Origin of the sequence: Pseudomonas sp. BCA17 (assembly GCF_004519405.1) — a bacterium.
Taxonomy (GTDB): domain Bacteria; phylum Pseudomonadota; class Gammaproteobacteria; order Pseudomonadales; family Pseudomonadaceae; genus Aquipseudomonas.
Genome location: NZ_SGWI01000001.1, coordinates 1,757,779 through 1,769,321, shown reverse-complemented (window position 1 = coordinate 1,769,321; position 11,543 = coordinate 1,757,779). Strand labels below are relative to the sequence as shown.

At 61.4% G+C, this 11,543-nt stretch carries 9 protein-coding genes and 1 pseudogene; 5 read left to right on the top strand and 5 right to left on the bottom strand.

What is annotated here, in order from left to right:
• Nucleotides 1–148: 148 nt before the first annotated feature.
• The 4 genes from EXW71_RS08145 to EXW71_RS08130 form a co-directional block, all read right to left on the bottom strand.
• Entirely contained in the window at nucleotides 149–1,819 is a 1,671-nt protein-coding gene (locus EXW71_RS08145; protein ID WP_134657003.1) for a bifunctional protein-serine/threonine kinase/phosphatase, read from the bottom strand.
• Entirely contained in the window at nucleotides 1,819–3,030 is a 1,212-nt protein-coding gene (locus EXW71_RS08140) for a NarK/NasA family nitrate transporter (RefSeq protein ID WP_123715414.1), read from the bottom strand. The genes EXW71_RS08145 and EXW71_RS08140 overlap by 1 nt, the downstream gene beginning before the upstream one ends.
• A gap of 209 nt (nucleotides 3,031–3,239) precedes the next feature.
• Nucleotides 3,240–3,815 carry an ANTAR domain-containing response regulator gene (locus EXW71_RS08135; protein WP_123715415.1) on the bottom strand — a complete coding sequence of 192 codons (576 nt, stop codon included), beginning with the start codon at nucleotides 3,813–3,815 and terminating at the stop codon, nucleotides 3,240–3,242.
• Nucleotides 3,816–3,828: 13 nt separating this feature from the next.
• A complete protein-coding gene (locus tag EXW71_RS08130) occupies nucleotides 3,829–5,034 on the bottom strand; it encodes a CmpA/NrtA family ABC transporter substrate-binding protein (RefSeq protein WP_134657002.1) in 1,206 nt (401 codons plus the stop codon).
• A 236-nt stretch (nucleotides 5,035–5,270) separates the two neighbouring features.
• Here EXW71_RS08130 and EXW71_RS08125 point away from each other — a divergent pair.
• The 4 genes and pseudogenes from EXW71_RS08125 to EXW71_RS08110 form a co-directional block, all read left to right on the top strand.
• Nucleotides 5,271–6,101 (top strand): annotated as a pseudogene (locus EXW71_RS08125) (secretin N-terminal domain-containing protein); the annotation flags it as partial.
• 275 nt (nucleotides 6,102–6,376) lie between these two features.
• Entirely contained in the window at nucleotides 6,377–6,763 is a 387-nt protein-coding gene (locus EXW71_RS08120; protein WP_123715418.1) for a winged helix-turn-helix domain-containing protein, read from the top strand.
• Nucleotides 6,756–7,217: a transglycosylase SLT domain-containing protein gene (locus EXW71_RS08115; RefSeq protein ID WP_134657000.1), complete on the top strand. Its 462-nt coding sequence runs from the start codon at nucleotides 6,756–6,758 to the stop codon at nucleotides 7,215–7,217. The genes EXW71_RS08120 and EXW71_RS08115 overlap by 8 nt, the downstream gene beginning before the upstream one ends.
• An 86-nt stretch (nucleotides 7,218–7,303) precedes the next feature.
• The gene (locus EXW71_RS08110) at nucleotides 7,304–8,329 is read left to right on the top strand and encodes a quinone-dependent dihydroorotate dehydrogenase (protein WP_134656999.1); all 1,026 of its coding nucleotides are present in this window, start codon (nucleotides 7,304–7,306) and stop codon (nucleotides 8,327–8,329) included.
• Nucleotides 8,330–8,461: 132 nt separating this feature from the next.
• Here EXW71_RS08110 and rmf read toward each other — a convergent pair whose 3' ends face one another.
• Nucleotides 8,462–8,677 carry a ribosome modulation factor gene (gene rmf / locus EXW71_RS08105; RefSeq protein WP_002553055.1) on the bottom strand — a complete coding sequence of 72 codons (216 nt, stop codon included), beginning with the start codon at nucleotides 8,675–8,677 and terminating at the stop codon, nucleotides 8,462–8,464.
• 532 nt (nucleotides 8,678–9,209) lie between these two features.
• Between rmf and rlmKL the strand changes: the two genes are divergently transcribed.
• Nucleotides 9,210–11,474 (top strand): bifunctional 23S rRNA (guanine(2069)-N(7))-methyltransferase RlmK/23S rRNA (guanine(2445)-N(2))-methyltransferase RlmL, encoded by a 2,265-nt coding sequence (gene rlmKL, locus EXW71_RS08100; protein WP_134656998.1) that lies wholly within the window; start codon nucleotides 9,210–9,212, stop codon nucleotides 11,472–11,474.
• Nucleotides 11,475–11,543 lie beyond the last annotated feature (69 nt).

Genomic DNA, 11,543 nt, shown 5'->3' with positions numbered 1-11,543 from the left:
GTCCCGTTCTCTCGGGAAGCTCGTCCCTTCGTCGTTGAAGGGATGGCTATATGTATGTGCTTGGGATCGATAATGCAGTGCTTGTGCCAAGTTGGCCTGTGCCCGGTTTTATTGGGGCTGTCTTCGAAATGCCGGGGGAAATCGCCCTCTAGTGGTGCAACAACCAATACAGCAGCACCAGATTGATCAGCAGCGACGCCGCCGCCAGGGTTTGCCAGACTTTCAGCGGTTCACGCTCCAGCAGTGGGCGTGGCCGTACGCTCAGCTCACGGCGCTCGGCCTGTTCCAGCACCAGCAACCACTCTTCGGCGGTTTCATAACGGTGTGCGGGTGAGGCCGTCACGGCCCGTTCCAGGCTGAGCGGCAACCAATCCGGAAGGTCGGGGCGATAGCGACTGGCGCTGATCGCCTGGGTGAAGCGGGGGCGTTGGAAGGCCTCGATCTCGCCGTAGGGATAATGCCCCGTCAGCAGGTAATACAGGCTTACGCCAACGCTATACAAATCCTGTTGGACTGTAGGGCGCTCGCCGTTAAACGCTTCGGGTGCGATAAAGCTTGGGGTGCCGGGCAGCAGCTGCGCGCGGTCTTCCGAGAGCCCCGGGCAGTAGGCCAGCCCGAAATCCAGCACGCGCAGTTCTCCATCGTCGCCCAGTAACAGGTTCTCCGGTTTGATGTCGCGGTGCAGGATCTGCCGCCGGTGCAATAGGCCCACCGCGCGCAGCAGGCGCTCGGCAATGAACTGCCACTCCGCCAACGGTAGGGGACCTCGACGCCGGAACAATTCAGCCAGGGTTTGCCCCGGGTATTCGCGCATCACGTAGTACAAATGCTGACGCCCGCTGGCCGTGTGAACTTCAGGAAAGGCACGCCCCGCCACTCGGCGCAAAAACCATTCTTCCGACAGCAAGGCCTGGCCCGCTTCGTTGTCATCGTCATAGTCAAGGGGCAGGGTTTTCAGCAACCAGGGCTGCTGCTGGGCGTCGCGCACCCGGTACAACAACGACTGTCGGCTCTGCGCCAACACGCCTTCAACCTGCCAGCCTTCAAACTGTTGCCCGGCTTTCAGCGGCGGCGGCAGCGGCCATTGCTGCAACTGCACCAACGCATCGCCGAGGGTGGCGGCACCGAGTTGGTCGATACGCACCAACAGGGCGCTGGCGTTGTCCAGGCTGCCGGCCAGGTGCGCGGCGTTGACCAGCGTGTTGACCGCCGCATCGAGATTGCTTTGCTCGCGCAGGATTGCACGGATGCTGTGGTCGCCCAGGGTGGCCCATACGCCATCGCTGAGCAGCAAAAAGCATTCGCCCTCACGCAGTTCGCCGTCGAGAAAGTCCAGCACCAGGTGTTGGTCCAGCCCGAGGGCGCGCTTGAGCACATGCTGCATGCCCGGTTGTTCCCAGACGTGATCTTCGCTGATGCGTAACAATTGGTCGTCGAGCCAGCGATACACCCGGCAGTCTCCCACATGCGCCAGGGTGAAACGTTGCCCGCGAAACACCAGGGCGCTCAGAGTAGTCAGCAATGGCTGGCCGCCGCCGTTGGCTTGCAGCCAGCGATTCTGCGCGAGCAGTAACCGTTCGAGCGCCTGGGCCACGCCCCAGGTTTGTGGCGTGGCGTAGTAGTCCATGGCCAGGGCCTGCAAGGTCGAGCGTGCGGCCAAGCCACCGTCGGCACATTGGCTGACACCGTCGGCCATGGCGCACAAATAACCTTTGCTCGCGGCCAGCTCCGCGAGGGGGGTGACCACTCGCAGCGCGTCCTGGTTTTCCGCCCGCGGGCCGATAGCGCTGGCCTGGGCGACGCTTAATTGCAGGCTCATCAGACGCGTGCGGCGGTCACGGCAGCCGAGCCCCAGGTGGTTCTCCAGCGTCGTTTGACGCCGTGCAGGCCGAACCAGGCCAGCACGCCGAGGCTGGCGAACAACCACAGCGCCATTTGATAACTGCCGGTGCTTTGTTTGATCGCGCCCATGCCCGCCGCCAGGGCAAAGCCTCCGATACCGCCGGCCATGCCGATCAAGCCGGTCATCACGCCGATCTCACGGCGAAAGCGCTGGGGCACCAACTGGAACACCGCGCCGTTACCTGCACCGAGGCCGAGCATGGTGCAGACGAAAAGAGCCAGTGCAGCGTAGGAACTGGGCAGGTTGAAACCCACCGCTGCAATGCAGATCGCGGCCACGCTGTACATGCCGAGCAGGGTGCGAATCCCGCCGAACCGGTCTGCCAAGGCCCCGCCCAGCGGGCGCATCAGGCTGCCGCCGAATACACAGGCCGCGGTGTAGTAACCGGCGGTTACCGGGCTCAGGCCGTACTGGTCGTTGAAATAGCCGGGGAGGGCGCTGGCCAGGCCGATAAAACCGCCGAATGTCACGCTGTAAAAGAACATGAACCACCAGCTGTCGCGATCACCCAGCGCCTTGAAGTAGTCGGCCATGGCTTTGGGTTTCGGGCGTTCCGGGGCATTGCGTGCGAGCCAGGCGAAGACGATCAGGGTAAGGACCAATGGAATCAGCGCAAAGCCGAACACGTTGCTCCAGCCGAACGCTGCCGCCAATACCGGTGCCAGCAAGGCGGCGAACACCGTGCCGGAGTTACCTGCGCCGGCGATGCCCATGGCCTTGCCCTGGTGTTCCGCTGGGTACCATTGGGAGGCCAGGGGCAGGGCAACCGCAAACGACGCGCCGGCCATGCCAAGGAACATGCCCAGCAACAAGGCTTGTTCGTAGCTGTGGATGCCAAGTTTCCAGGCCGCGAACAATGCGCCGATCACAATCACCTGGCCAATCAGCCCGGCGGTTTTGGGCGACAGCTTGTCGGCCAGCATGCCCATTGCAAAGCGCAACAGCGCGCCCGCCAGGATCGGCGTGGCCACCACCAGGCCGCGTTGTTGGGTGGTCAGGTGCAGGTCGGCGGCGATTTGCACCGCCAACGGGCCGAGCAGGTACCACACCATGAAGCTCAGGTCGAAATACAGGAACGCGGCAAACAGAGTCGGGGTGTGCCCGGATTTCCAGAAGCTTGATTTCATCACGCACCTCAACGGTTGGGAGTCAGTAAGAAGGCCGAGTGATGGAGCTGCCGACTGAGGCCGCCCCACCCGCCCCATGCGCTGGGGCCAAAACGAAAAAACGCCGCCACCGGGTTCGCGAGGGCAAACCGGATGGGCGACGTCTTTGTCGTGGAGGGGCAACCGCCGTTGGTTACCTGTGATGAATGCTTAGCAAGAGCTGAGCCAGTTCAGCCCAGCAATTCGCTCATGGCGATGATCTGCTCCGCCACCTGAATCAGTTTTTGCTGGCGGCTCATGGCTTGGCGGCGCATCAGGGTGTAGGCCTCTTCTTCATTGCAGTGTTTCATTTTCATCAGCATGCCCTTGGCCAGTTCGATGCGCTTGCGCTCGGCCAACTGCTGGTCACGGGCCTGGAGCTGGGCGCGCAGGGCCTGGTCGCTCTCAAAGCGAGCCATCGCCACATCGAGGATCGGTTGCAGGCGCTGAGCCTGGATGCCTTCGACGATGTAGGCGCTGACGCCGGACTTGATCGCCTGGCGCATCACGCTCGGGTCATGCTCATCGGTGAACATCACAATCGGTCGCGGCTGGTCGCGGCTTAACAGCACCACTTGCTCCATCACATCGCGGCCGGGCGACTCGGTATCGATCAGGATCACATCCGGGCGCACCGTTTCGACGCGTGCGGGCAGGTCGATGGTCAGGCCGGACTCATCGATGACTTCGAAACCGGCCTCGGTCAATGCGGCCTTGAGCCGGCCGACCTTGCCCGGGGTGTCGTTGATCAACAGGATTCGCAACATCGGGCACCTCCTGTCAGCGCAGAACCTGGCGGTTCACAGGCTCGGCCATGGCATGCAGGCGGAAGCTGCGGGCGTAGGCGGCGGGGTCGGAGCCGTCCCAGATCTTGCCGTCGATCAACTGGCTACTGCGCATGTCCTGGGCGTTCACGCTGACGCCTACGGCGCTGGCGGCTTGGCGATACAGGTCCAGTTGCTGCACCTGGCGTGCAGTGGCGAGGTAGTCGGGGTCTTCACGCAGCAGGCCCCAGCGGCGGAACTGGGTCATGAACCACATGCCATCGGACAGGTAGGGCAGGTTCACCTCGCCCTCGGCGAAAAAGCGCAACCCGTGGGGATCTTGCCAACGGTTGCCCAGGCCATCGTCATACACACCGAGCAGGCGCGGTTCTATACAATCGAGCGGCGCGTCGAGGTAGTCGCGGGCGCTGAGCAACTGTGCGGTGGAGCGCCGGTTTTCCTGGCTGTCTTCGATGAAACGGCTGGCTTCCAGGATGGCCATCACCAGTACGCGCGCCGTGTTGGGGTATTGCTCGACGAACGCCTGGGTGCAGCCGAGCACTTTTTCCGGGTGGTCCGGCCAGATTGCCTGGGTGGTCGCCAGGGTAAAGCCCTGGCGCTGCTGCACCGCGCTGGCGCACCAGGGTTCGCCGACACAGAAACCGTCGATTCGCCCGGCTTGCAGGTGCGCGACCATTTGCGGCGGCGGCACGACCACGCTGTCTACGTCTTGAAGGGGATGAATGCCCTGGCTCGCCAGCCAGTAATACAGCCACATGGCGTGGGTGCCTGTGGGAAAGGTCTGGGCGAAGGTCAGTTTTGTTCGGCTTTGGTGCACGTGGCGCTCCAATGCTTCAGGAGTGACCACGCCTTGCTGCTGTAGCCCGTGAGACAGGTTGATGCTCTGGCCGTTCTGATTGAGCCCCATCAGCACGGCCATATCGGTAGGCGCTACGCCGCCGATGCCCAGGTGTACGGCATAGATCAGCCCGTACAGGCTATGGGCGGCGTCCAGCTCGCCGCTGACCAGTTTGTCGCGCAGGTTGGCCCAGGATGCCTGGCGCTTGAGGTTGAGCGTGAGCCCATAGGGTTGGGCAAACCCCTGAGTGGCGGCAACCACGAGGGAGGCGCAATCGGTCAGGGCCATGAACCCAAGGTCAAGGCTGCTTTTTTCCGGGGCGTCGCTGCCGTTGACCCAGGCCAGCGGATCTGAAGTCTTCATCAACACCTACCTTTTCTCTCACAAAAAAGCGTCGCTCCTTCAGATGGCGATGCAGGCCATTGCAGGATAACGACGCCTTTGTCCGTAAGCCCGCTCCGTCGTTGGTGCGCGCTCTGATACAGAGTGCATAGCAAGGCACATGCCACGGGGCTGCCGTCAGCTTTTCATCAAGATTGAGCGACGCCTGCCTTTCAGTATGGCCGCTTCTTCACGCCGCACAGCCCAGGAAACCCAAGGTGCACGCTGATTTCCCTGCAACGACGCACCATCCCTGGCTGCGCAACTGGTTGTTGTGCGCCGTGCTGTTGCTGACCTGTTTCGCGGCCTGGGCCGAGGCCTTTCAGGCAAAGGATGAAAGCCTGCATAGCCTGCTGGTCGAGCTGTCGGTGCCATTGGGTTTGCCGGTCGTGATCAGCCGGGAAGTGGCCGGCAGGCGTGTGAGCGGGACATTCGACTTTAAGGCGCCGCAACAGACCCTGGAGGCGTTGGCCGAGCAGGAAGGCTTGATCTGGTACAGCGACGGGCAAGGGCTGTACGTCTACGGTGCCGCAGAGGCAAGAAGCTCGGCGGTGGGGCTGCGACATATTTCTGTCGACAGGCTGCGCGGCGCGATGCGTCGTACGGGGCTGGATGAGTCGCGCTATCCGCTGCGTGAGAGCGGCGCGCGCACGTTTTATGTGTCGGGGCCACCGAACTATGTCGAGCACGTGTTGCGGCTCGCGCAATTGATGGATCGGCCACGCCGGGAAGTACGCCTGGGGGCGTACTCATTCGCGGTGGTGCAGGTGTTCAACACCCATGTGGAAGATCGCCAGTATGGGAGCGGTGCCAACAGGGTTCATTCGCCGGGGATGGCCTCCATGATCCAGGCGCTGCTGTCCAGCGAGCAGAAGGGATTGCTGGCTGAAGGGAGTCTGACCCTGGCCGCCTACCCGGACACCAACAGCCTGTTGATCAAGGGCAAGCCTGCACAAGTGAGGCTGATCGAAAAGTTGGTGGCGGAGTTGGATGTACCCAAGCGACCGGATGAGGTTTCGGTGTGGGGAGTGGACATTGAGCAGGACGAGCCCACGCCGGCGACCGGGCCACTTCCCCTGACTACGGCGCAATATGAGCGCGTGCAGCGTGCGTTTGTACGATCAGGGCGCGAGCTTCCCCCATGAACAAGCGGGTTTATTCACTCAGTAGCGAATTGTCTTACCGGTAGTGGCCAAAAAGCGTTGTTTGAATGGGTTTATTCCTAACGCGGGCCGTAAGGCAGGTTTTTATAGTCGTGATGTAGGCGACGCGCCGGTACAGGAAACAAGAATTTGAATGTCAGTAGTCGGATACGGAGGTGTGCATGGCCGTCGTGATTGAGCACTCGACGGCGTCCCTCTGCTTTGCTCACTGGACCTTGCACGCTGATGGCCGGTTGACGGGAGGGGAGGCGGACATTCAGTTGCCTCCCAAGGAAGGGCAGGTGCTGCGATTGCTGCTGGCCTCTGCCGGTACGCTGATCACCAAGGACCATTTGCTGGAGCGGGTGTGGCCTCGGGGAGAGGTGGCTGAAGAGTCGCTGACGCGGTGCATCTATGCCCTGCGCAAGCATCTGCGGGACGACAAGGGGTTTATCAAGACGATCTATGGCCGGGGTTATCGTTTTACCTGCCCGGTGCAGGTTGAAGAGGTTGATCGTGGGCGGGTAACTCATGTGTGTCCGGCTTGTGGTCAGCTCAGCCATGTTTAGGTGGTGGGGCAAAGCCCTGTTGTTGAACCTGTTGATCGGCAGCCATCAGGCGTTGGCTTACTGCTGGGAGGAGGTAGCCGGCCGCTATGACCTCGAACCGGAGTTGCTCCAGGCCATTGCTGCCGTCGAGTCTAATTACCGTGCGGGAGCGATGAACTACGCCAACCGTAATGGCACGCGTGATATCGGCTTGATGCAGATCAACAGCATTCATTTGCCGCGCTTGCTCAAGCGGGGCATCACCGAAGAACGGCTGCTGAATGAGCCTTGCCTGTCTGTCGAGGTGGGTGCCTCGATACTCGCCGAGTTTATTCAGCGTTTCGGCTACAACTGGACGGCCATCGGCTCCTACAACGTGGGAGTGGGGGCGGGGCCCAGGCGCGATGCATTGCGCCTGCAATACGCACAGAAGATCTGGGCGCGCTATGAGGAGCTGGTCGCGCATCGCCACTGACGATCAGGCATCACGCCTCGCATGCAGCCTGCGACCCCGGCTATAATCGCCGCCACCTTTCGCCGCCATCCGAGTCTAGCCCGCCCATGTATACCTTGGCCCGCCAGCTGTTGTTCAAACTCTCCCCGGAAACCTCCCATGATCTGTCCCTGGACTTGATCGGTGCCGGTGGCCGCCTGGGGCTCAATGGCCTGGTATGCAAGGCTCCGGCGAAAATGCCGGTGTCGGTGATGGGGCTCGATTTCCCTAACCCGGTTGGCTTGGCAGCCGGCTTGGACAAGAATGGCGCGGCCATCGACGGTTTTGCACAGTTGGGTTTCGGTTTTGTCGAAATCGGCACCGTGACCCCGCGCCCGCAGCCGGGCAACCCCAAGCCACGTATCTTCCGCCTGCCGGAAGCCGAGGCGATCATCAACCGCATGGGCTTCAACAACCTGGGGGTTGATCATCTGCTGTCACGGGTGCAGGCGGCGAAATACAAGGGCATCCTGGGGATCAATATCGGCAAGAACTTCGACACGCCGGTGGAGCGGGCGGTGGATGATTACCTGATCTGCCTGGACAAGGTTTACGCCCATGCCAGCTATGTCACCGTCAACGTCAGTTCGCCGAATACGCCGGGCCTGCGCAGCCTGCAGTTCGGTGACTCCCTCAAGCAATTGCTCGAAGCCTTGCGCCAGCGCCAGGAAGACCTGGCGGTGCGTCACGGCAAACGCGTGCCGTTGGCGATCAAGATTGCCCCGGACATGACTGATGAAGAAACCGTGCTGGTGGCTCAGGCCCTGATGGACTCGGGCATGGACGCAGTGATCGCGACCAACACCACCCTCAGCCGGGTCGGTGTCGAAGGTCTGGCCCATGGAGATGAAGCGGGTGGCCTGTCGGGTGCACCGGTACGGGACAAGAGCACGCATATCGTCAAGGTGCTGGCGGCTGAGTTGGCCGGTCGTTTGCCGATCATCGCCGTGGGCGGTATCACCGAAGGCAAGCACGCGGCCCAGAAGATTGCTGCCGGCGCCAGCCTGGTGCAGTTGTACTCCGGCTTCATCTACAAAGGGCCGGCGCTGATCCGCGAGGCGGTGGATGCGATTGCAGCGTTGCCCAAGGCGTGAACGATTAAATACCGGTCAATAAAAAGGGCTCCATAAGGAGCCCCTGGGCCGAAGCCCGCCGCCCGAATGGGGCGTGCGTGGTTAAGTCATTACATCTTCAAAGGTGGCTTGTCGGAATTAAGTGCCCCTGATTTAGCCGACGGCGTGAAGTTCGTTGAGTCTGTGGATGCCCGCAGTGCCAGTCATACCGTCCCAGTTGTCGCCGCGTCCTTCTCGCCAGCCGTTAATCCAGGCTTGGCGTACCGACGGTAGAGTAAATGGGCAAAGCTCACGGGATTTTCCATGAACGCCATATTGATATCCGCGTAAAAATGCTCTTTCCAACGGATCACGCTTAAGTCTTCTCATAGGGTGTTTCCCTCACTTGTTGACTGTCTAGATATCCTTCGGCCTCGTCCGAGGCCGGGCAGAGTTTTTCTGCCGTTGGTGGGCTCGCTGCCGGCGTGGCGAGCCAATGTGTCGGCGTCGTTACGGCGCCGACCTGTGTTGAGTTCTAACCAATAGGTCACATGGATTCAATGATCGTTTTGTCATAAGCACGTAACGATAACGATGCTATAGCCATAAGCTGGGATGGCTTTTCGCCCCATTTAAAGGGCAAAGCCAGCTATGATGTGCCTTACAAAGAGGATGGGTTTAATCCTTTAGTGAGAATGTCCGCCCGTTGCAGTCGGTTATTATTCGACGAAGGGTCGGAATATTACTTTTTGTTACGGCTAATTGTTTATCTGCCCCGTCGAATCAAGGCTCAAAAGCCCGACAGCCGGGGTGGAACGGCACATTCGTGCCACGCGAGCACTCTTCGAGAAAAGTGCTTGATTGAAAACCGAACCGGCGATGCGTCGCCCGTTCATTTATTGCTGAAAAGCCTGGAATGCCCATGTCGGACCGTTTTGAACTCTTCCTCACCTGCCCCAAGGGCCTCGAAGGCCTGCTGATCGAGGAAGCCGTCGGGCTTGGCCTTGAGGACGCCCGCGAGCACACCTCGGCCGTACGCGGCATGGCCGATATGGAAACCGCTTACCGCCTGTGTCTCTGGTCGCGCCTGGCCAACCGTGTACTGCTGGTACTCAAACGTTTTCCAATGAAGGACGCCGAAGACCTTTACCACGGCGTACTGGATATCGAATGGGCTGACCACATGGTCCCGGATGGAACCCTGGCGGTTGAATTCAGCGGTCATGGTTCGGGTATCGACAACACCCACTTCGGCGCGCTGAAGGTCAAGGATGCGATCGTCGACAAACTGCGCACCCCGACCGGCGAACGCCCGTCCATCGACAAGATCAACCCGGATCTGCGTATCCACCTGCGCCTGGACCGTGGCGAGGCGATCCTGTCCCTCGACCTGTCCGGCCACAGCCTGCACCAGCGTGGTTACCGCCTGCAGCAAGGCGCCGCTCCGTTGAAGGAAAACCTGGCGGCTGCGGTCCTGATTCGCGCCGGCTGGCCGCGCATTGCTGCCGAAGGCGGCGCGCTGACGGACCCGATGTGCGGCGTGGGCACGTTCCTGGTGGAAGGCGCGATGATCGCTGCCGACATGGCACCCAACCTGAATCGCGAACTGTGGGGTTTCACCACCTGGCTGGGCCACGTTCCGGCGCTGTGGAAGAAACTGCATGCCGAGGCGGTCGAGCGTGCCGCCATCGGTATGAACAAGCCACCGTTGTGGGTGCGCGGCTACGAGGCCGATCCGCGCCTGATCCAACCCGCGCGCAATAACATCGAGCGCGCCGGCCTGAGCCATTGGATCAAGGTGTACCAGGGTGAAGTCGGCACCTTCGAGCCGCGCCCGGACCAGAACCAGAAAGGCCTGGTGATCTGCAACCCACCCTACGGTGAGCGTCTGGGTGATGAAGCCAGCCTGTTGTACCTCTACCAGAACCTCGGCGAGCGCCTGCGCCAGGCATGCATGGGCTGGGAGGCGGCGGTATTTACCGGCGCACCGGACCTGGGCAAGCGCATGGGGATCCGCAGCCACAAGCAGTATGCGTTCTGGAACGGCGCCTTGCCGTGCAAGTTGCTGCTGATCAAGGTCAACCCGGACCAGTTCGTCACTGGCGAGCGCCGTACCCCCGAGCAGCGCCAGGCCGAACGTGAGCAAGCCGCTTACGATCAAGCCCCGGCCGAGCCGCAAGAGCGCCAGTACAACAAGAATGGTAATCCGATCAAGCCGGCCCCGGCCCCTGTGGTCGAACAGCCGCGCTTGAGCGAAGGCGGGCAGATGTTCGCCAACCGCCTGCAGAAAAACCTCAAGCTGCTGGGCAAGTGGGCCAAGCGCGAAGGTGTGGACTGCTACCGTGTGTACGATGCCGATATGCCGGAATACTCCATGGCCATCGACCTGTACCACGACTGGGTGCACGTGCAGGAATACGCCGCACCGAAATCCATTGACCCGGAAAAAGCCTCTGCACGCATGTTCGATGCGCTGGCGGCCATTCCACAGGCGCTGAACATCGACAAAAGCCGCGTGGTGGTCAAGCGCCGCGAGCGTCAGAGTGGCACCAAGCAGTACGAGCGTCAGAGTGCCCAAGGCAAGTTCACGGAGGTCAGCGAGGGCGGCGTCAAGCTGCTGGTCAACCTCACCGATTACCTGGACACCGGTCTGTTCCTCGACCACCGTCCGATGCGCCTGCGTATCCAGAAAGAAGCCGCCGGCAAGCGCTTCCTCAACCTGTATTGCTACACCGCCACCGCCAGTGTGCATGCAGCCAAGGGTGGCGCGCGCAGCACCACCAGCGTCGACCTGTCCAAGACCTACCTGGACTGGGCGCGTCGCAACTTCTCCCTCAACGGCTTCTCCGACAAGAACCGCCTGGAGCAGGGTGATGTGATGGCCTGGCTGGAAGCCAGCCGCGATGAGTTCGACCTGATCTTCATCGACCCGCCGACCTTTTCCAACTCCAAGCGCATGGAAGGCATCTTCGACGTGCAACGTGATCACGTGCAGTTGCTCGACCTGGCCATGGCTCGCCTGGCGCCGGGCGGCGTGCTGTACTTCTCCAACAATTTCCGCAAGTTCCAGTTGGAGGACAACCTCAGCGAACGCTATGCGGTCGAGGAAATCAGCGACAAAACCATCGACCCGGATTTCGCGCGTAACGCGAAGATCCACCGGGCCTGGAAAATCACTTCGCGCTGATTTCGCCACTCGGTTCTACCAAAAAGCCGCAAGCCTGGATTATTCCGGGCTTGCGGCTTTTTTGCGCTG